Genomic DNA, 21561 nt, shown 5'->3' with positions numbered 1-21561 from the left:
CTTCAGTCCTCGCTCTCGAAGCAGGGTTTCTCTTTGGCTGCGCCTGCTTCCGCTACCACCTTGCGTAGCCAAGGTGGAGGAGCCGTCCTGAGCATTGTCTGGATGCGCGAAAGCAAGTGCTGGATGGATTCAGGCTGCGGCACTTTGATCGGATGAATCTTTGCCGAAATGACCTTGGCTGCCGAAGGCCCGCCGATAGCGAGACAAAATAAGAGCTGGCAGCCCCTCAACGCTGCAACTTTCGGAGCGATGCGGTCATCACCTTCGGTTCGATGCCTACCGCTTTCGTCAGAAACGTCGTCGAATGCAACGGCTTCCACAAAACTCCACTCGTGGGGCAGCACGTCATAGACGGCAAAATGTCTAGCCGAGCCGAAATGGGCGTTCAGTCCTTTCAGGTCTTGAGTGGCGATCGCTATGCGCAATGCGCCTGCCTGCCGTTCCGGCATCTGTTTCTGGAACCTATCACTGACGAGCGAGAAACGACGAATGGAGCTCATTCTACAATCCCCGATTACAGACTGGATCAAGTGCGTCAGGCGTCGGCGGGTGTTGGTTAGCCTGCATGATATTGGCAACCTCGTAGATCATGTCGCGCGTTCCCTGATACAGGATTGTAAGCTTGTGCTGACTGCCCAACCTGTCAAAGACAGGAATCCGGCATGCATCAGCGGAATGGCGAGACGCTCTGCAGCTGGACGGCAGTGCGAATGCGTCACGAGAAGGTGGGCGCCAGCAGAGAGGCGTTCCAGGTCACAGAGATCGCCGGTTTGGACCGTCTCGGCCGGCACTTTTTGCAATATTTTTGAAGTCCCGGTGGTGACGGCGGCTGAAATTTTCGCACCCATGCCGACATAAAAATCTGAGAGCTGCAGGAGTTGATCCGGCTCCGCGGAGATCGCGATCTTCTTGCCGCCCAGATGGAAGTGCCCGTCGAGCATGGCGTCCTGCAACTGCATGCGGCCGCGAAGGACCTTCGCCGGAGCTTGTTCGCCCGACACTGTCGTAAGCAGCAAGATAAACCTGTCCGCATTCTTCAGCCCCGCCAGCGACTCAAACAGCACGTAAGGCACAGCGGTTAACCGTGGCAATGCTTCGGCCGGTCGCCGCATGTGCTCGCCCGTGCCCATGCACTTCGTCGCCGCGCCGAGATCGCGTATGTCCCCCACCTTCTTCGGGGCGGGTTTTTGCTTTCCCGGCCGCGCAATTCGGTCGACGATAGCGGTAACAGCCTTGGACCAACCCTCCTCTAGCGCCTCCGGCGCGTTGGCGAGTACCACTTCCGTACCTGTAAGTTCTCTTGCCCGCTTAAGTTTGATGTTCGCGAGGTCGCAAGTGGTGTCGTCGTCGCCGGTCTCTACCAGTACCGTCGTGCAGACCGCGATAAACTGCGGCTCTGCACGCGCTTTGGAATTGAGGATCGCCTCTTCGAGACGATCCTCGCCGCCGAGAATCGTTGCCAGCTCGTCCATCGCGGTCGTCTGCAGCGGGATCGTTTCGAAATGCCGAACGAGCAGCACAAGTGCAAAGCTGGTACACGCCTGGCTGCCGTGGAACAGTGGCACTGCGCCGTCGAAGCCCAGAAAAGCGAAGGCAGCGCCAAGCGGCTGGGACGACTTCAGAGGGTTAATTGCCGTTGATTTGGCTTGGGGAAGCATGCAGGCCACCGAATACCTCAACACTCACCGACGTGGCGGGCGGTCTTCCCGCTTAGATTCAGGATGCTTGCGCTTTCTTCTCCCGATCTCTCCTGCCCGGCCAAGGGCTCCTCCCATGGCGCCGGTTCGCGCACCTGTTCCCAGATGGGGTTGTGGATTGCCAGGTCGATCTGGCGCGCGAGTTCCACCATGCCCTCATAGCCGGCGTAAGCGTGATGGCGTTCCTGATTGATGTCGAGCCAAGGCATTTTTGCCTTAAGCGCGATAAATTGGGTGCGACCGCCCGACAGCATGATGTCAGCGTTTTGTTCGGCTAGACTCGAGTATAGCTCGCGCGGTGTCATCGTCTCATACATGTGGTTCTCGTTCTTGAGGATCTGCTTGATCCGCTCCCTATCATCGACGGTCGATTTCTTGATCGATGTTCCGACGATCTCCATGCCTAGCTCCGTCAACGCGTGGACGATCGACCATGACTTGACACCGCCGGTGTTGAGAAGAACACGCTTGCCTTGGAGACGAGGGCGGTAGGCCTCAAGTCTTCTCCACGCCTTTGCCTCTTCTGCTGCAATCAGCGCTTCAGTGCGACTGATAAGCTCGGGCTCAGCACCTTTCTTTACGACCAATTCAACGATCTGCCGGAGTGCTTCCGAGGTGTCGGTAACGCCATAGAAGGAGCCCTCGAAGAACGGAATATCCCAGCGTTCCTCCATCTTGCGGGCGAGATTAATGAGAGCGGTCGAGCACACCATCATAGCTGCCCGTGCACGGTGCGCTGTGGCAATATCGAGGTAGCGCGCGTCTCCAGGAATACATGCGCGTACACGGATGCCAAGCTTGTCCAAGAGCGGCCTTACTAACCAGAATTCGCCGGATAGGTTGAATTCCCCAAGGATATTGATGTCGCGCGGCCCGGCATCATCCGGCTCTACCGTGCCTATGACATGGTCGAGCAACGCCTCGCCGGCCAGCTTATTACCGAGGTTCTTTGAACCGACGAAGCCCGGCGCATCAATCGGCACCACTGGTAAGCCGAATTTTTCCGCCGCCCGCTTGCACACCGCCTCGATGTCGTCGCCGATCAGTGCCGTCACACAGGTCGCATAGACGAAGATCGCCGGCGGCGCATATGCTTCGTTGATCTCCCGGATCGCTTTGAAAAGCTTCCGCTCGCTGTGCCCCATCACCACGTCGAGTTCTGTGAGGTCAGTGGTAAAGCTCGTGCGCCACAGCATTGGCCCTGACGACGCCGTGCCGCGATTGTCCCAAGAATTGCCCTCGCAGGCGAGCGGTGCGTGGACCAGATGGGCAACGTCAGTGATCGGCTGCAGAACCACCTTGGCGCCGTCGAAAGCGCAGCCGCCAGCTGCCGCTCCCGGGGTTGGCGGCTTTGAACAGCCCTTCTTGCGAGCCTCGGCGTCCTTGCTGCGGTTGTTCTCGCAGGCAGGCTCGTTAAAGGCATCCTGGATTTTGGCACTGAGCGAGAGCATTGCGCTGGACCCCAAATTGATCGAAAGATGGCCGGCCTACGCCGGCCGCCGCTCTTAGCGAGTGAGGTCATAAGAGATGTCGGTCACACCCGGCTGCATCGTGTCGCGATCGAGCTTGTCGAAGATCTTATCGAGGATCGCCGTCAACACACGCAGTCCGCCTTGGTAGCCCATAAGGGGAAAACGATGGTGATGGTGCCGGTCAAAGATCGGAAACATCAACCGGATCAGAGGTGTTCCGGTGTCGCGCTCCAGATACTTGCCATAGGAATTGCCGATCAGCAGGTCCACCGGTTCGGTGAAAAGCAGTGAGCGCATTGCCCAGAGGTCCTTGCCCGCCCAAACCTGTGCATCCTTACCGAACGGTGAGCATCCCAGCAATTCCTTCATCTCGGCTTCCCAGGCTGAGGTGCCGTTGGTGGCCAGGCAGTGTGTTGGCTCGCCACCGGTTTCCATGACGAACCGCGCCACGGCGTATACGAAGTCAGGGTCGCCGTAGATCGCGTATTTCTTGCCGTGCAGCCAAGACTGGCTGTCTGCCATAGCGTCGACCAACCGGCCGCGCTCCAGGCGAATTGCCTCAGGGATTTCCTTGCCGGAAATCTTCGAGACCTTCATCAGGAATTCGTCGGTAGCCTTGATACCGAGAGGATAGTGGAAGGACGCCGTCGCCTGTCCGACCTGTTCGCAATATTCCAGGGTCCTGCGAGTATTATAATGCTGCAGTGATACTGTCACCTCCGCATTGAGTGCTCTTCTCACGTCTTTGATCTTCGTGCCTCCGTCATACATGCGGAATTCGCCATCGGACGGCGTATCGAACTGGTCGGAGGCATCCTGGATGAAGGTGTACGACACGCCCATAAGGTTGAGCAGGCGCTTGAGTTCGCGATTGTTCCCGACACAGAAGCCATCGAAGCCCGGGATGATGTTAATCGTGCCAGCCGCTTTCGTGCGCTCCTTGCCTTTCCAGAAGTGCTCCAGGATGCCTTTGACCATGCTGTCATAGCCGTCGACGTGGCTGCCGACGAAGGCGGGCGTGTGAGCGAATGGCACGTCAAATTCGGGAGGGACTGCGCCTTCGCTCTTGGCGTTCTCAATGAAACCATGCAGATCGTCACCAATGACCTCCGCCATACAGGTGGTAGAGACGGCAATCATCTTCGGATCGTAGAGAGTGTAAGTATTGGCGAGCCCGTCGACCATGTTCTTCAGACCGCCGAACACCGCCGCATCCTCCGTCATCGAGGACGAAACGGCCGATGAAGGCTCCTTGAAATGGCGTGACAGGTGCGAACGGTAATAAGCAACGCAGCCCTGACTGCCATGGACAAACGACATCGTCCGCTCGAATCCCGCCGCCGCGAACACGGCGCCGAGCGGCTGGCAGGCTTTAGCGGGGTTCACCACGAGAGCTTCGCGGGCGAGGTTTTTCTCGCGATAATCCCAGCTTTTCGTGAATTCGCTTTGATCAGTAACAATCTGATCCGGGTGTGGGCATTCGAAGTTTAGCTTCTTCTCGGCGAACATTCGCCTGTATTCCGGCTCGCGGAACAGGGGAGCATGGTCGAGAATTTTTTCGGCCGATTGCGGCATAGTGGTCACCTTTTTTTCATCTGGCATCTATACGGCGGCACAGAGACGTTCGAGACGTTTCTGGTCTCTCGCGGCCCTTGTCAGCGAGAGACCTCGCTCTCATTCGGCTGCAACTGCTGCCGTAGGCACCGTCATTTTCTTCCAGGGCGCGTCGTAGAGGTCCCAGACCGGATTGTTGATGGCTAGATCCATGTCGCGGGCGAAGATGGCGAAGCCGTCATAGCCGTGATACGGCCCGGAATAATCCCAGGAATGCATCTGACGGAATGGGATGCCCATCTTCTGCACCGGGTATTTCTCCTTGATGCCGGAGCCGACGAGATCCGGGCGAATCCTTTCTATGAACTTCTCCAGTTCGTACCCGGTTACATCGTCATAGATTAGCGTGCCCTTCTTCACGTAATGGCCAGTGCGCTGATAGTCGTCGTTGTGGGCGAATTCGTAGCCGGTGCCCACGATCTCCATGCCGAGGTCCTCGTAGGCGGTGACGACGTGACGGGGGCGCAAGCCGCCCACATAGAGCATCACCCTCTTGCCCTGGAGGCGCGGCCAATACTTGTCGATCACAGCATCCGCCAAGCGCCGGTACCTGGCGATGACTCTCTCGGTCTTGTCTTCGATTTCCGGCCCGAAATGCTTGGCTATCTCGCGCATGGAGGCTTCGATCTGAGATGGACCGAAAAAATTGTATTCCATCCAAGGGACACCGTACTTTTCCTCCATGTGCCGACAGATGTAATTCATCGATCGATAGCAGTGGATGAGGTTGAGCTTGGCCTTTGGCGCTCGCTCCACTTCGGCGAGCGTGGCGTCCCCCGACCAGTTGCCGATCACGCGCAGCCCCATCTCCTCGAGCAGGATGCGTGAGGCCCAGGCGTCGCCGCCGATATTGTAGTCGCCGATCACGTTAACGTCGTAAGGACCGGTTTCGAACTCGACTTCGGTCTTGTCGAAGACCCAATCGCGTATCGCGTCGTTGGCGATGTGGTGGCCGAGCGATTGCGAGACGCCGCGGAAGCCTTCGCAACGGACCGGCACGATCGTTTTCGCGTGCTCCTTGGCCTTTTTGCGCGATACCGCCTCGATGTCGTCGCCAATCAGGCCTATCGGACATTCGGACTGCACGGTGACGCCTTTGTTAAGGGGAAAAAGTTCCTGGACCTCGTCGATGACCTTTTCCAGCTTCTTGTCACCACCGAAGACAATGTCCTTCTCCTGAAAGTCGGAGGTGAACTGCATCGTCACGAAAGTGTCGATACCCGTCGTGCCGACGTAGTAGTTGCGCCGCTGTGACCAGGAATACTGACCGCAACCGACCGGCCCATGTGAGATGTGGACCATGTCCTTGATCGGACCCCAAACTACCCCTTTCGAACCGGCATAAGCGCAGCCGCGGATCGTCATCACGCCTGGAATGGACTTAATATTCGATTTTATGTCGCATTCGGAAACCACCTGTCCTTCCTCGCCGGCCTCCTCCTTGTCCGTTGCGACACTAAGGTGCTTTTTGCGGCGCTTCGCCGCCTTGTCTGGATACTGCGACAGCACTTCCTCGATAAGCTTCTCATGCAGAGCACTGTCATTCTCGTAGTCGAGGCTCATTGGGCCTGTCCCTTCAAGGTTCGGGTGATGCCTCACCAACTGGACGTCGTTCTTAGAATGGCGCGCCGCATCAGGGTCCGCGCCCCTTGCGTGCTGCGGCGTCTACTGGGCTGCTGGCACCCTCGCTTCCTTGGCCTGGAGTTCGGCAAGCATCTGCTCGTCGCTCTTCATGATCCCGAAGTCGAGCAGCATGTCCTCCAGTTCCTCCATGGTGATCGGTGTGGGGACTGTGCCTTGGCCCGAATTGGCATGGATCTTTTCAGCCAACGCGCGATATTCCCCGGCCTGTTTGGAGTCCGGCGCATACTGGATGACCGTCATCTTCCTGAGCTCGGCATGCTGGACGATGTTGTCGCGTGGCACGAAGTGGATGAGCTTGGAATTCAGCTTGGCAGCCAGCGCTTCGGCGAGGTCGAGCTCGCGGTCGGTCTGACGCTCGTTACAAATCAGCCCGCCCAGACGGACGCTGCCGGCGGTGGCATATTTCAGGATGCCCCTGGCGATGTTGTTGGCGGCATAAAGTGCCATCATCTCACCGGACATGACGATGTAGATTTCCTGGGCCTTGTTTTCGCGGATCGGCATCGCGAAGCCGCCGCACACCACGTCGCCGAGCACGTCGTAGGAGACGTAGTCGACATCGTCATAGGCGCCGTTTTCTTCCAGGAAGTTGATCGAGGTGATGACGCCGCGCCCGGCGCAGCCGACGCCAGGCTCCGGGCCGCCGGACTCGACGCATTTGATGCCTTTGTAGCCGACCTTCAGCACATCCTCGACCTCGAGGTCTTCAACCGAACCTTCCGTCGCGGCGAGATGCAGTACCGTGTCCTGCGCCTTCGCGTTGAGGATAAGGCGCGTGGAATCCGCCTTAGGGTCGCAGCCGACGATGAGAATCTTTTGCCCGAGGTCGACAAGAGCGGCGAGCGTATTTTGAGAGGTGGTGGACTTTCCGATACCCCCCTTCCCATAGAACGCGATTTGACGCAGACCTGCCATGTTGCTTTCCTTCGTTTGTTTGAACCATCGCGGTTGCCCGCGCCATGAATGCCGCCGGCAGCTTGCGCCGCCTCGCCAAATGGACTTCAAAAGTCGTGCCAAGTCGCTTGAGCGAACCTAACAAGAGCCAATCTGCTTTTTGTTCCAAATGTTTAGACTAAAAAACGCGCGGCTGAGGAGACAAGCCTTTGTCGCTGAACGGACAAAGGTGACGGACAATGTCGCAAGCCTGGCTTAAACGTCTCAGGGGGCGGCAAAATGATGCTGCTGGTCAACGACACGGGACTTGGCAGATTGAAGGACCCTCGTTCGATCCAAACCTTGCTTGCCAGAACAATAAGCTAATTTTGCGCACTGTCGTCACCTTTGTCGGCTCCGCGACATAAGCTTATTGTCCAAGTCGGTGTGTTCATTCCTCAACCTATATACCTAAACAACAAGCAATCATCTCTCTTGTCGGCTCACTCGAGCGACTTGGCACGAGTTTTGAACGACTTGCTCGCGGCGGCACGCAAGCCAGCCAAAAGAGTTCGACCAACGAAGGAAGCAGACATGACAAGCACAAAAAAAGGCGGCGGTCGTTCATAGCACTCCACTCAATCGGCGACTTCTCCTAGCCGCGTTAATTTTCGTGCCCGTTTGCGGACTATCGGTGGCGGCCCGTGCTGCTGTCATCGACCACGATAAGGTGCAACGGTTTCCCGACACCACCTCCGGCTTCCTCAAGACCTTCCAGCCTTATCTCAAAGTCGATAGCGGCTGTGTCCCTTTCCCAGCCGTGGATGCCGCCGGCAACGTCAGCGGCGGTCTGAACCCATCGGGAACGATGAACGGCGGTTGCTCACGCAACCTTGGACAGATCTATGTCAAAGCGGGGCACTACAAGGGCGAGTGCGCCGTCATGTACTCTTGGTTCTTTCCTAAGGAGCAGAGCGTCAACTGGCCCCTTTTCACGGGGATCGGTATGATCGGCAGAATGTCGTCGTATGGCTGGCGAGTTGCGATGGTCAAGCGCAGGTTAACGCGGCCACCTACTCGAACCGTGGTCGTTACAAAACGACGACACAGCCGCACATGGATGGAACACATCCACTGGTCGCCTATCAGCAGAACCGATTCGGGCACAACGTCGTGGGCACGAGGACTCGTGGCGGGACGCAGCCTGCAATCAGGTGGTTCGACATGACCGAGGCAGCGCGGCTCACGCTCGAATTCTATGACTTCGGCGTGGGCGTGCCATTCAACTCTAACAACTTCCGCTCCAATCTGGCCAAGGCCTATTATGGTTGACGCTTGCCGCCAGGAGATCGCGTATGAGGTCGTCTGCCGCCCAGCCCTATTCAAATCCGATTCGACCACCGGGCGCGGCGCACGATGGAATACCTCAGCGCTGTAGCTATGACACCGGCCGCCGCGGTGGCCAAGCTTCATGCCGCGGGCATGCAAGTGTGGGTACCTGCCAGTGCGTTCTCACGCGGCAGAGTCGCCAGCATGCAACTTGCTGGTGCTGAAAGCAGCGCATAGAATGGAACCGCGGGTACAGCCTCATCACTTGAACGGAAACGTCAATGTCGGAAGTTAGCACAATCGGGTTGGATCTGGCGAAGAAGGTGTTCCAGATGCATGCGCGGCTGCATCAGGAGCCTGATCTTCCGCAAGAAGCTGCGCCGTGATCAGGTGCTTAAATTTCTTGCCCCCAGCCGGCTTGCACAGTTGCCATGGAGGCCTGCGCCAGCAGCCATTACTGGGCGCGCGAGACCGCGAAGCTGGGGCATAAGATCAGGCTCATTGCCCCAGACTCGTGAAGCGGCAGAAGAACGATGCAGCCGATGCGGAAGCAATTGCGAAGCCGCGCAGCGGCCGACCATGCGTTTCGTGGCGGTTAAAAGCGAGGAGCAGCAGGCCGCCGCTGTAGTGTTTCGCGCCCGCGATCTTTTGGTGCGTCTGCGAACGCAAACCATCGTTGCAATCCGCGGCCAGGGGGCACTCGCATTTTAGACACACTCACGCATTCCAGCTGCGGGTCGGGAAGCACGCACGACAACAGCGCCGGCCATTTACGATTGTAGAGGAAGCAGCCCCTAAAGCTTCCCCGTCTTCTAAGCTGTGCCACGGGACGCCTATGATCAGATTCCGAACGCTCCCCCCCCCTCGGCGCCCTCACTTTTCTGATGACCGGATGCACCGACGTGACCGCAGGCGGTTCGACGGCCGGCGCTAGCATGACCTCGGCCAAGCCAGTTGCCACCAAGACTCCGCGGCAATGCACCACGCGCTCCCCCAAGTGCCTTTACGGCACTGGACCGCTTGGCGTTCCGTGTTCTTGCTGGTCGAAGGAAGGCGCCCCGGATCGCGGCATCACTACGAGATAGCTATTGCATGACGCGCTCGACTGTCCCTCAGCCGCGCCTGGTCCTGTCTCTCACGCTGCCCAATGCAACCCATTGCCAAGGTCAGGTATTGACCTATCAAGGAGTCGATCATGGCTGATTTTGCGAAGATGAAACGGCTGATCCGGGATTGCCAGAAAGACATCGCCGAATATCTGCCGCCAGAAAGCGACATCACCGAACACCAAGTGGTGCAGCGGCTCATAAACCGCCTTGAGGGCCCACAGAATTTACGCTGCCGATCGGCAGGTTCTCGCGCATTGTCTCGAATGGCATATCCTGCTGCGTCGGTGCTTTCTCAAGCATGTAGCCGCCTTGGTTTGCTGACGACGCTGATGTAGTGCTTCGGATAACCGGCGTTGGAAACGTGCGTTGTCGCGATAGCTGCTGATCCTAGTTGCATCATCGCTGGCATAGCAGCAGAGCAGAAGCGACATCTTGGCGTGGCTGACGTTCCCGCCCTCTGAATTCGCCGCTTCCTGGATGAACCCACGCGCGGCGCACAAAATTTCCAAGCCGTCGTGGAACGCCGTTATGTCCCTAACGAATAAACCCTCGGCCGAGCCGGAATAGGCCCCATGATTGTCCATCGGCGTCCGCCCAATACGCGCTCCGCAGTGCCGCCTCGTCCGCGCGGTCGATTGCGCGATTTCGTCCTGTTCGGCGTAAGCGAACACATCTGTCGCTTGCGCACCATGTGGTGTGACTGGTGTCGGCGAGGAGTCTATGCAATACGGCGAGAAGGTGCCGCCAACGGCCGCGCCCCTCCTTTCCAGTATGTGCCACGTCTTGGTCGATTTCCTCTGACCGCCAAATGGGCCGAGTGGCACCGGCAGATTTCCCTCGAACAATGCACGTCGTCTCGAGGTCCGCCAGCCATCAGACGTGAATGCCTGCCGGGCAGCTTATAGCGCTCCTATGAACGACAATGCCCCTGCGGGCCGGTCAACCCCAGGCCAGAATCAGGTCTTGAATCCCAAATACGTGGCCGCCATGGGTGATCGGCGCCGTACCGTCCTTTATTCGGAAAGTGGGGATGCGTGCCAGCCATTCGTCGAGCCCAATGACAATTTCTCGCCGGGCCAGATGTGCTCCGAGGCAAAGATGAGGACCATAGCCGAAGGCGGTGTGGTGGTTGTCCTGTCGTGCCAGATCGATGGTATCAGGGCACGCAAATTCTGCGGGGTCACGATTGGAAATCATCGTGGCGCAGGAAACATAGTCTCCCTTACGAATCGGCGCGCCTTCAAAGTCAATATCCTTTGTTGCCACGCGGATCATCTGAACGGTTGAATAGGCGCGCAATAGTTCTTCAGCCGCGAGCACGATCCGGTCCGGTTCGTTCCGCAGCAATTCCTGATCGTTCGGATTGCGTGCAAGATAGGCCAAGTCAAAGCCTATCGCGGCTGCGACCGTGTCGAGTCCCCCGACCAAGAAGAGTACACCGATGCCACGGACTTCCTCGTTCGTTAATGAGCGACCCTCGATGTGCGCCTGCACGACGAAGGTCATGAAATCAGCGGCTGGTTCCTTGCGGCGCATCGCTGCAACTTCGTCAATGAACTCCACGATCGATTGGGCCGCTGCGGTTCGCGTGACTTCGTTGCCGTGGAGCAAATCGCTTACCCGGCCAAGTAACATGTCGGATCGGCTATCTGAGAGCCCCAGAAAGCCAAGGAAAACGTTAGCTGTGAATGGATAGGCAAAATCCTTCATGACGTCACAGCTGGTCTGCGATCGGGCGATCCGGTCCGTCAGCGCGCTCGCTTGTTGACGGACAATCCGCTCCAGCGCTTCCACCCGCCTAGGTGAGAACAGCGGATTTAGTAGCGCACGAAAGACGCCATGGGCCGGTGGACCGAGCTCGAGCGGGATCATTGGCCAACTTTCGCCGAGTGCGGAGGAGAAGATGCTGCGATGACTGGAAAAGGTCTCGAGGTCTTGCAGCACCTTGCGCTGGTCACTCGCGCGCGTGATCACCCAGGTCCCCCGTCCATCGCGCGTGTTACGGGGAGAAAAAAAGATCGGGGCGCCTCCATGGACGGATGCCACAGCTGCGTGCGGGTCTCCGTTGGGTGTCGGTGCCATGCCCGGCGACGTGAAGAGATTGAAGTCCTTCACAAAACCGGGCGGAACGTGATCTGGAATGGGGTTGCTCTGCACTCGACTTCCCCTTCTCTCTAGTTACTCATCAGCTTGCGCTTATTGACCCGGCAAGGTCGTTAGTCTCCGTTGGGGCTGCGGCCCGCGGAAGAGCGGAAGTGATACTTGCGGAGCGGCCGCATTTTTTCGGGTTCGAACGGCGGGATGAAGACGCCCGATCACGCGCTCGCCGACGACGGCGCGGGTTGGACCAAAATGGAGCGAGGTGGTGAGCGTCTCCGATTCCGTGCAGCTTTAGACATTTCAAACTTGTTTCTCCTCCTTCGTTTAATCGCGCTTACCCATGACGCAAGTACGGCCTGGCAGCGGATCGCGCCGTGCGACGGAATGGCTTCAAAACCCATGCCAATTTGACTGATCAAACTGGGGAAGTGATTTTATGGCCGCTTTTCAGCTATTTAGCCCTGGAAAATCGAGAGCTTCATGTAGTGGCCTGCGTGTCGCGGATCCGACAAACCGACTGGAGGTGCCTAACGACGTCAGCTCAGAGCCCCGTACGTTCATTTTCGGACGGCGTGGGCTGTCGAGACGGATTTGACCAGGTGAGATCCGACAGCAGTTGCCGTCAGTCTGGTGACGCGACTTTCAGGTGTGCTGGGCCACGCACTGCATAACCGCCTTGAGGTCAGACACACCCGTCATCGGCTCTTCTATGAGAAAACAGCGTCCGAATCGATGCCCATCGGTGCAGACCATACGCACTATGGTCTCACAGCCGGATTTCGATAGAACGAACGCAATCGGAAAAATGCTGCTCCCGCGGATCCCTACGCCGGATATGTCTCGAACGACGCATATCTGCGGCACGAGCTTGAACCCTGAGGCTACCGTGCGTGGCGGAGCGGCCTGAGGTGAGCGAAAGCGCATAGGGCATGGGAAACGAGCGATGGGAACTAACAATAGCTTGCGACGTCTCATCCCAGGCACTGCGGCCGCAACGCTTATGGCCGCGAGCGAATGAGCCTGCGCCACGAGCGCCTCGCGGCACAGTATAGCCGCTAGGAAGAAAAAAGGGCGCGATCTGGCGAGGACCAGACCGCGCCCCCAGCACGATCCGGGGGAGGACCAGACCGCGCCAAACCGCACTTGTCGTGCGGGCCCCGGGAGGGACTTACTCGGCCGGCTTGACGACCTTCGGAGTGACTTCGATCGCCACCTTGCCGCCGAGCGCCAGGACGAGCTGCGCCTGATCAAGCTCTCCTTCCCACTTAGCCACCACGACGGTCGCAACGGCATTGCCGATCAAGTTGGTGGTCGCCCGGCATTCCGACATGAAGCGGTCGATACCGAGGATCAGCGCCATGCCGGCGACCGGCACGGAGGGAACGACCGAGAGCGTTGCGGCAAGCGTGATGAAGCCCGCGCCGGTGATGCCGGCAGCCCCCTTCGAGCTCAGCATAGCGATGAGCAGCAGCAGGATCTGGTCGCCGTAGGAGAGCGGCGTATCGGTCGCCTGCGCGATGAAGAGTGCCGCAAGCGTCATGTAGATGTTGGTGCCGTCGAGATTGAAGGAATAGCCGGTCGGAATGACAAGGCCGACGACCGAGCGCTTGCAGCCCGCCTTCTCCATCTTGTTCATGAGGCCCGGCAGTGCGGCTTCGGAGGACGAGGTGCCGAGCACCAGGAGCAGCTCCTCCTTGATGTAGCGGATGAGCGAGACGATCGAGAAGCCGTTGTAGCGCGCCACCGCACCGAGCACGACGAGGACGAAGACGAACGACGTCAGGTAGAAGGTGCCGATCAGCATGGCGAGATTGGCGATCGAGGCGATGCCGTATTTGCCGATGGTGAAGGCCATGGCGCCGAAAGCGCCGATCGGGGCTGCCTTCATCAGGATCGCCACCAGCCGGAAGATCGGCAGGGTCAGCGCCTGCAGGAAATCGACGACCGGCTCCGCCTTCTTGCCGACCATCGCCAGCGAAACGCCGAAAAGCACCGAGATGAACAGGACCTGCAGGATGTCGCCTTCGGCGAACGCGCCGACAAGCGTCGTCGGGATGATGTGCATCAGGAAGCCGGTGATCGACTGCTCATGCGCCTTCTCGGCGTAGGTCGCAACCGCCTTCGCATCGAGCGAGGCCGGGTCGATATGCATGCCGACGCCCGGCTGAACGATATTCACGACAACGAGGCCGACGACGAGCGCGAGAGTGGAGAAGGTCAGGAAGTAGATCAGCGCCTTGCCGGCGACGCGGCCGACCTTGGCGAGATCGGTCATGCAGGCAATGCCGGTCGCAACCGTCAGGAAGATGACGGGGGCGATAATCATCTTGACGAGCATGATGAAGGCGTCGCCGAGCGGTTTCAGCTCGGTACCGATGTCCGGATAGAAATGCCCGAGCAGGATACCCGCGGCGATCGCGGCCAGCACCTGGACATAGAGGTGACGATAAAAGGGTGTCTTGCCGCAGACCTCCGCGGAATGTTCAACGATCATGATGATGTCCTCCACATTAGGCGCGTGACGTCGTACACCGCGAACTGACGCTTACGGGCTGAGGTGGTCTACAGCTCTTGTAAGTCGCTCCTAACCCAAATTGGCCGTGTACATGCGAAGTCTTTCACTTTCCTCAGGACCAAAGCAGTCTTCGAATGCCTTGCATTCTCGGCAACTGGAGGCGGTGCATAGGGACAAGCCCTCAGCTTCACAGAGCTTTCGATAAAGGTACTTTTTCCATCTCATGTTATTGGTATTGCCGGCTGCGAGCGTGGGGAAATGCGTGGCGAGCAAGCGGCTGAGTTCAGCGCGGTCCCAGAGACCAAGCTCCAGCCAGAGATGGTCTTGACGCAACGAACGCCGGGCTATGATCTTGGCAAAACGGCCGCTCGCTGGATCGTCCGGTCGAGCATGCGCGAGCAGCAGACATCGTAGAAGCTCCTCCTCCACGCCAGGTTCGGGGTCACTCACCTCTTCCAAGGCGAAGGCGTGGATAACAGTGGCGGGAAAACTGTTGACCAGCATGTCCCGAAGCTCGGCACGCGAAAGCCCCGTCGCCTCCGTGATAGTTGCCTCGCTGGCGTCAATCTCCTCCAGCGCACGCGAGAGGACACAGGCAAGCACGTACTGATCGAAATCCATCTCCAGGTCTGTAGGCGGCCATGGTCCGAGGCCGAGCGATTGCAATAATCGTCGCCAGCCAGGCCGATCGGCCTTTCGGACCCCAAGGGTCATTCTCTCCGGTAGGGTGCGGATCTGAGCCAGACTTGACATGTTGCTTTCCTCCTTTGTCACATACACCCGTACTCACGAGATCATTGCCGCAGCCCTGGCCGCCCCGCGACAAGGAAGGTTCAAAACGCGTGCCAATCGCGTCCACAAAGCCGATGAGAAGGTTTGTGGTTACTTTTCAATGACTTGATGATGCGTGTAGTGAGGCAGCGGCGAAGACCGCCGTGTTGCGGGATGGACAAGCCCGACATTAACTGTCGGTTCTGTGCCAAAGGCAGCGGCCCGGATTACTTGTGAAGCGCGAGATGCTGGACCGCATGCCTCCTAGCAACTGAATACACGCACGCCAGGTCCTAGCCATGCGCGGCAAAGCGCCGCTGTTACAGCCTTGATGTCAAATGGCATGGCCCTTGCTTCTCGCTCGTTGGACGTCCGCAAGCAGCCGACAAGAGGAGCAAAAGCTCCCCGGCCCTGGATTTGGTAACCGTTTCGGGGCGGGTGGCGAAATCTGGAAGATGCACTCCAAAATAGCAGGTTTCTAAACAGTGTTCAGGGCGGGCAAATGCGCCAAAATTGCAAACGGAGCAATACTGATGGCTACCAATAAAAGACTACCTTTCGTCACTTTTCGCACGCGTGTTCGCGATGAAACCGTGGACGGGACCAATCCATATCGTTGGGAAGACAAAACAACCGATGATTACTTCGGCAGCAAGCGCGTCATGCTATTCTCGCTTCCCGGCGCCTTCACCCCGACCTGCTCGACTTATCAACTGCCCGATTTTGAAAAGCTCTATGATGAATTCGAAAAGCAAGGAATAGAAGCCGTCTACTGCCTCTCTGTCAATGATGCATTCGTGATGAATGCCTGGGGAAAGGCGTTGAAGCTGGAGAAGGTCAAGCTCATTCCTGATGGTTCAGGCGAATTCACTCGTAAGATGGGCATGTTAGTCGCGAAGGATAATCTCGGCTTCGGCATGCGCTCCTGGCGCTATGCTGCCGTAGTCAATGATGGAGTGGTGGAACATTGGTTCGAGGAGGAAGGTCTCTCAGACAACTGCGCATCGGATCCCTACGGGGTCTCGTCGCCGCAGAACATTCTCGAAGCGCTGAAGTGTCTTAGGGTCGCGTCCGCCCCCTGATCAAAGAAGAGAACGGGTCATAGCTCTGGGACACCGCTAAAGGGCGTTGCTCGACAAGATCACCTCTAGTTACCAGGTCTGGTTCAACGTTGGGAGTGTCCGATGAGAGGCGTAATAAGCAAGCCGCGCTGGACGATCATCTCGTCGACTGAGTAACCCCCAGAATGCACGTGGGTTGCCCAGTGCTTTCGTGGCACGACCCAGACAAATCGCGCATAACAGCCGCATTCTGCGTTGTCCGATCTCCGACTGTGTCGGAAATACGACATGGCAGTGTTTGAGCCTCGCGTTGTTTTTAGGGTGGTTTTTCCGTTGGCACACTATGTGCAACGTGATTTGCGAGTGCATCTCGGAAACCAGGAGAAACGATGTCATGATCACGATTACCGAAAAGGCCATCGTCGTAGTGAAGGATGCGCTTTGCCGGGCCCCGCAGCAGGCGAACGGCTTGCGCATCGCCGTCCAAGTGGGCGGTTGCGCCGGTCACAAATACCTTGTGGGCCTGGACAACGGGCCTCGCGAGCGGGATGCTCTCATTGAGACGGGTGGAGTCAAGGTGTTCGTAGATGCAGGCTCCCAACCCCATGTCACGGGCTTGACCGTAGATTTCGTCGCGGGCTCCCAGTCCTCCGGTTTTATCTTCGATAATCCCAATACGCGGGAGAAGTGCGCCTGCGGCAAGTCCTTCGGCTGATCGCCTAAGACAAACGACAATGCGGGACAATCGAGATACACTCGCGGAACACTTCTCCAATGGCGGCGTCCGAGTGGGGCGAGTACCGCGGTTGGACGCGCTGCATCATCGGCAGGTGGAGGTGGTAGCTTGAGGCCTATCTATCTTGACAACAACGCAACAACGCGAGTCGATGCCGAAGTTTTTCAAGGGATGCTGCCGTTCTTTATCGATCAGTTTGGCAATGCTTCATCGATGCATGATATTGGCGCCGCTGCGGGCAAAGCGATAAAGACGGCGCGCCGGAAGTTGCAAGCGCTGATCGGCGCGAAGTTCGACCACGAGATCACGTTCACCTCGGGCGGGACCGAAAGCGACAATGCGGCGATCCTTTCTGGGCTCGAGGTGAATCCCGAGCGCACGGAGATCGTCACTTCGCCGGTCGAGCATCCGGCGGTGCGGACGCTCTGCGCACATCTTGAGAAGACGCGTTGCGTGAAGGTCCACAGGATACCGGTGGATCATTATGGCCGTCTCGACTTTGACGCCTACCGGGCCGCTCTCACCCATCGGGTGGCAATCGTTTCGATCATGTGGGCGAACAACGAGACTGGAACAATCTTCCCTGTCGCTAAGCTTGCTGAGATGGCCAAGGAAGTAGGCGCGCTTTTCCACACAGACGCAGTGCAGGCCGTCGGCAAGCTTCCGATCGATCTGAAATCGACCGCAATCGACATGCTATCGCTCTCCGGCCACAAGCTACATGGGCCGAAGGGCGTCGGCGCACTCTACATAAGACGCGGCGTGCCTTTTCACGCACTGATCAAGGGGGGCCGCCAGGAGCGCGACCGACGCGCGGGCACAGAGAACACGCCCGGGATCGTTGGTTTGGGCAAGGCGGCCGAACTCGCCTTGCAGTACATGGACAAGGAAAACAAACGAGTAAAATCGCTGCGGGATCGATTGGAGAAAGGACTTCTGGAGCGCATCCCCAAGTCCTTCGTCACCGGCGATCCGCTGGCTCGGCTGCCGAATACCACAAATGTAGCCTTCGACCGCGTCGACGGTGAAGCCATACAGTTTCTGCTCAATCGCCACGGCATCGCTTGTTCCTCTGGCTCCGCCTGCACCTCTGGCTCCCTGGTACGAAGCCATGTTCTAAGGGCTATGAACATTCCCCACACTGCGGCACTCGGAGCAGTTCGCTTCTCCTTTTCACGGTACAACCTCGAGGAGGAGGTAGATCGGGTGCTGGAAGTCACACCGGAAATCGTGAAGAAACTGCGCGACTCCTTTCCTATTTCGGCGGGGTAAACGAAGTGCTGAGGACTCAGAATCCGCAGCTCGCCTGACGGAAGAACCGAGGACAAGACCTCCGGGTCTTTCTCAATAAGCACGCTTAGCTCGGTGTCGAATCTCAATAGACTGTTCCCGGTCAGACCGAGTCGGCTGATGTGTCGCCTGGCATTTGAGAATGCTGGTCGACCCATCGCAATCGCCAGCTTTGAATCAGCCATTCGAGTTCCTCCTTGTACTACGCGCAGCCTTACTCGCAGTTCCAAGCGATCGCGGCGAACCGCTGCACGCTGGAAGGTGGCGTCTATGATGGCGCCATCAAGGCGGCGCGCAGCGGTTTTCGTCGAATTCTCGGCCCAACGACGGCGGACAGCAGCGGATAAGCTGCTGGTCCACGTCCTCGATCACACACAAAGGAGACCCCATCCAACTGCCAAGTGACAGCAGCAGCACTCGTTGTCGGCTTTTTGACAGTGTCGGACATGAGACACTGCCTGTCAGCGTGACCGCATCGATTGGGAACGGTTTTGCGGTTGGCACAGCAGTTGCTCCGATAAGGGGAACTACCTTAACGCAGCCAACAGGAGTTCCGCCATGAACAACCTCGCCGGACAGGCAGTCGACACGACGAGACATGCAGGCGAAGCCAACCACCGGTTGCCAGCGGCCAAGTCTGTGACCGTCAAGCTCCCGCCGCATGTGGATGCCAAGATCTCACGACACGGTTGGGCGTGACAACAAGGGCGCTCGCTCGTCCCGCCGTCTGATGATGCGCGCCGAGCGACACTGTAGAGCGCCTCGTCTGAACGCGCCTGGCAGTTTCCACATCGGCTCCGCCGATCGTTAGGCGTACGTCGCGCTTCGTCACCGTCGCCGTCACCTGCCTCGTCGCCTACCTCCTGCTCATCCCGTCTTTCTTGCTCGATTTCTCGAAGAGCCTGCTTGCCGCGTCCGTCTTCATGTCCAACATGTCTTTTTGGAAGGCGTCTGGCTATTTCGCCGCCGACGCCATATTCCGGCCGCTGCTGCACACATGGTCGCTGTCGGTCGAGGAGCAGTATTACCTGTTCATGCCGGTGGCGGCCTTCATCATCTATCGCTATCTCGGCAAGCGCTGGCTCACGATCCTGCTGCCGGTGATCCTCATCAGTTTCGGCTTGAGCGTCTATGCGACCGAGACGGCGCCGAGCGCCAATTTCTTCGTCCTGCCGACGCGCGCCTGGGAACTTTTGATCGGCGCGGCACTGGCGCTGGGCAGCATACCGGCGGTGCGCTCGAGCTTGCTGGCCGAAGCGATCGGCATTCTCGGCCTCGCGCTCATCGCTTTCGCCGTCTTTGCCTTCGATGAGGCGATCTCCTTTCCTGGCCTCAATGCACTTTATCCCTGCCTCGGCAGCGCGCTTCTGATTTATGTCGGCAAGTCGCCGGTCCAGCCTTTCGCGACCAGGCTTCTGTCGCAACGCCCCTTGGTCGGCATCGGCCTCATCTCCTTTTCCCTTTATCTCGTCCACTGGCCGATCGTCTCGTTCCTGCGCTACCAGTCGCTCGACAATCCAACGCCGATGCAGGTGGTGAGCATCATCGTTGCAAGCTTCGCGCTTGCCTATCTCTCGTGGCGCTTCGTCGAGCAGCCCTTCCGCAAGCCCAACCCCGCGATCACCCAGTCGCGCCTGCTCGCCGGAGGTGTGGCGGCCATAGCCCTGTTTGCCGTGGCCGGCGCCGTCGGCGTCGCCGCGGACGGCTTTCCGGGCCGCACGCGGGATTTCGTCGAGCAGAAGATTGCCGGCCACGACCAGTGGAACCAGGGAACCTGCTTCCTCAGCGACAACCCCGATTACCGCGAATGGAACGCCGTGGCCTGCACGCTCACGGCGGCCGACGGGCCGGAAGTGCTGCTTTGGGGGGATTCCTTCGCCGCTCATTATGTTCCTGGCATCGTGGAAAATGCCGAGCGGTTCCCGGTCAGGATCTTGCAATATACGGCGGCAGGATGCCCGCCGATCGTTTCCTATTATTCCTATGCCCGGCCGCGCTGCGCGGATTTCAACGCCAATGCGCTCAATATCATCAAGGAGCGCAATATCCGCACCGTGATCCTCACTGCCCGCTGGACCGACCTGCAATCGCGCGGGCTCGACCAGCTTCAAAGCACGTTGGCCGGACTCGAACCAATGGGCGTGAAGGTCTACTTGATTGGCCAGTCGCCGCAATTTTCCACTAATGTGCAGGTCATCGCATACACGAAGGGCAGCCGCGACCCGAACGCGGTGGACAAATGGACGGTCTTCTTCGATCCGGCGATCAACACGGAACTGAAGCAATATGCGGGCGTCGCGACCTTCATCGACGCGATGCGGATCTGCGAGGGCGCGCTCTGCCCCTACCGCGAGAAGGGCGAGTATCTCTACGAGGATGCCGAGCACTTTTCAGTCAAGGGGAGCAGCCAGGCCGTACTCGCCTATTTCCCGCTATTTGACAATCCACCGGTGCCAGCCCGGCGCTCCGACAAGCGCCAACTACCCCTTGAAAACGATCTCAGCCGGCCGGTGTTTGAGGGGGGCGGCAAACTATGACGATGAAGAAAGACTATCACCGGCCGCTTGCGCTGATCGCCGGTCTTCTTGTTCGCTTGTGGCCGCAGCTTCTGCTCAACGGCACCGTCAGGTACAGCACTCGAGACCTTCTGCTCGATGCCACCGTGACGGTCGGGCTGCGAATACCCACTAGACGGTATGATGGTGCTGTCGCTGATGGTGCTGGCGGAGCTTCCCGGGGCTGACGGCGCTGGCGCTACTGAGGCAGGCGCCCCCGGTTCAGCTCAGCAAACGCAGCGGCGCGAGAATACCGACTGTATGCTGCCTGCGACGGCGGCAGTCGTCCCGCCTATTCTTTCCCTACTATGCGGCATGGCGCTTCCTCGGCGATACGGTACGCGAATATTCACGGCTGGCGTTCGAACGCGTGGCGTTTTCGGGCGAGAGGCTCAAGATATTCGAACTGCTGCGCTCGCACGGCCTAGTCACGGTCATCCCCGTCTGTTGGGCGATCCGCTGGTTCGCCAAGCGCATGAACGGCGCTGATAGGGACCAGCCTTGCAAACTATCAGAGCATTACATCTCTTGGGCTGCACATCCTCAAGCCAGGGCGCAAACACGCTCGAGATGGCGTCCGCGCCTCGCAGGGAATTTCTGTGATGAACGCAGAACTGACAAAGGATAACGTTCAGCTCACCATCACACGCGCTCACCTCCGCTTTTTAGGAGATACTATATTTGGCATATCGCGCAACGGAAGCGCGATTGGCCCTTATCAAACCGACTTGAGACGAGATGGCTCCGGCATCAGGTCGTTCTGCTGAGAGGTCGCAGCCGACGCGGAAAGCAAGA

The 21561-nt window shown here is 58.5% G+C and carries 13 protein-coding genes and 5 pseudogenes; 7 read left to right on the top strand and 11 right to left on the bottom strand.

Going from position 1 to position 21561, the window contains the following annotated elements; all coding sequences use genetic code 11:
* Positions 1–2: 2 nt before the first annotated feature.
* The 6 genes and pseudogenes from nifX to nifH all read right to left on the bottom strand — a co-directional run bounded on the left by nifX (position 3) and on the right by nifH (position 7342).
* A complete protein-coding gene (gene nifX, locus PZN02_RS31230; RefSeq protein WP_280663421.1) occupies positions 3–500 on the bottom strand; it encodes a nitrogen fixation protein NifX in 498 nt (165 codons plus the stop codon).
* 1 nt (position 501) lies between these two features.
* A pseudogene (locus tag PZN02_RS31225) lies at positions 502–1667 on the bottom strand (nitrogenase component 1).
* 8 nt (positions 1668–1675) lie between these two features.
* Positions 1676–3148 carry a nitrogenase iron-molybdenum cofactor biosynthesis protein NifE gene (nifE, locus tag PZN02_RS31220; RefSeq protein WP_280663420.1) on the bottom strand — a complete coding sequence of 491 codons (1473 nt, stop codon included), beginning with the start codon at positions 3146–3148 and terminating at the stop codon, positions 1676–1678.
* A 54-nt stretch (positions 3149–3202) separates the two neighbouring features.
* Positions 3203–4744 carry a nitrogenase molybdenum-iron protein subunit beta gene (gene nifK / locus PZN02_RS31215; protein WP_280663419.1) on the bottom strand — a complete coding sequence of 514 codons (1542 nt, stop codon included), beginning with the start codon at positions 4742–4744 and terminating at the stop codon, positions 3203–3205.
* 99 nt (positions 4745–4843) lie between these two features.
* On the bottom strand, positions 4844–6346 hold the full coding sequence (gene nifD, locus PZN02_RS31210; RefSeq protein ID WP_280663418.1) for a nitrogenase molybdenum-iron protein alpha chain: 1503 nt from the start codon (positions 6344–6346) through the stop codon (positions 4844–4846).
* Between the two features lie 102 nt (positions 6347–6448).
* Positions 6449–7342, bottom strand: coding sequence for a nitrogenase iron protein (gene nifH, locus PZN02_RS31205; RefSeq protein WP_280663417.1), 894 nt, complete (start codon positions 7340–7342; stop codon positions 6449–6451).
* A 625-nt stretch (positions 7343–7967) separates the two neighbouring features.
* Here nifH and PZN02_RS31200 point away from each other — a divergent pair.
* A pseudogene (locus PZN02_RS31200) lies at positions 7968–8632 on the top strand (NPP1 family protein).
* 278 nt (positions 8633–8910) lie between these two features.
* A pseudogene (locus PZN02_RS31195) lies at positions 8911–9319 on the top strand (IS110 family transposase); the annotation flags it as partial.
* Between the two features lie 635 nt (positions 9320–9954).
* Here PZN02_RS31195 and PZN02_RS32380 read toward each other — a convergent pair.
* The 5 genes and pseudogenes from PZN02_RS32380 to PZN02_RS31170 form a co-directional block, all read right to left on the bottom strand.
* A pseudogene (locus PZN02_RS32380) lies at positions 9955–10268 on the bottom strand (LLM class flavin-dependent oxidoreductase); the annotation flags it as partial.
* 3 nt (positions 10269–10271) lie between these two features.
* Positions 10272–10380: pseudogene (locus tag PZN02_RS31185) on the bottom strand (nuclear transport factor 2 family protein); the annotation flags it as partial.
* 297 nt (positions 10381–10677) lie between these two features.
* Positions 10678–11895, bottom strand: coding sequence for a cytochrome P450 (locus PZN02_RS31180; protein ID WP_280663415.1), 1218 nt, complete (start codon positions 11893–11895; stop codon positions 10678–10680).
* Positions 11896–13006: 1111 nt separating this feature from the next.
* On the bottom strand, positions 13007–14332 hold the full coding sequence (locus PZN02_RS31175) for a dicarboxylate/amino acid:cation symporter (RefSeq protein WP_280663414.1): 1326 nt from the start codon (positions 14330–14332) through the stop codon (positions 13007–13009).
* A gap of 90 nt (positions 14333–14422) precedes the next feature.
* Complete coding sequence (locus PZN02_RS31170) at positions 14423–15106, bottom strand: nitrogen fixation protein NifQ (RefSeq protein WP_280663413.1); 684 nt, start codon at positions 15104–15106, stop codon at positions 14423–14425.
* Positions 15107–15657: 551 nt separating this feature from the next.
* On the opposite strand from PZN02_RS31170, the gene PZN02_RS31165 reads away from it, so the two are divergent.
* The 5 genes from PZN02_RS31165 to PZN02_RS31145 all read left to right on the top strand — a co-directional run bounded on the left by PZN02_RS31165 (position 15658) and on the right by PZN02_RS31145 (position 20748).
* A complete protein-coding gene (locus tag PZN02_RS31165) occupies positions 15658–16206 on the top strand; it encodes a peroxiredoxin (protein ID WP_280663412.1) in 549 nt (182 codons plus the stop codon).
* Between the two features lie 373 nt (positions 16207–16579).
* Positions 16580–16900, top strand: a complete 321-nt coding sequence (locus PZN02_RS31160) for an iron-sulfur cluster assembly accessory protein (RefSeq protein ID WP_280663411.1) — start codon at positions 16580–16582, stop codon at positions 16898–16900.
* 129 nt (positions 16901–17029) lie between these two features.
* A complete protein-coding gene (gene nifS, locus PZN02_RS31155) occupies positions 17030–18193 on the top strand; it encodes a cysteine desulfurase NifS (protein ID WP_280663410.1) in 1164 nt (387 codons plus the stop codon).
* 576 nt (positions 18194–18769) lie between these two features.
* The gene (locus tag PZN02_RS31150) at positions 18770–18910 is read left to right on the top strand and encodes a hypothetical protein (RefSeq protein ID WP_280663409.1); all 141 of its coding nucleotides are present in this window, start codon (positions 18770–18772) and stop codon (positions 18908–18910) included.
* A gap of 77 nt (positions 18911–18987) precedes the next feature.
* Positions 18988–20748, top strand: coding sequence for an acyltransferase family protein (locus tag PZN02_RS31145; RefSeq protein ID WP_342394751.1), 1761 nt, complete (start codon positions 18988–18990; stop codon positions 20746–20748).
* Positions 20749–21561 lie beyond the last annotated feature (813 nt).

The sequence above is a fragment of the Sinorhizobium garamanticum genome (assembly GCF_029892065.1).
GTDB lineage: Bacteria > Pseudomonadota > Alphaproteobacteria > Rhizobiales > Rhizobiaceae > Sinorhizobium > Sinorhizobium garamanticum.
The sequence above is the reverse complement of the archived record's forward strand: the minus strand, read 5'-3'. Positions and strand labels throughout refer to the sequence as shown.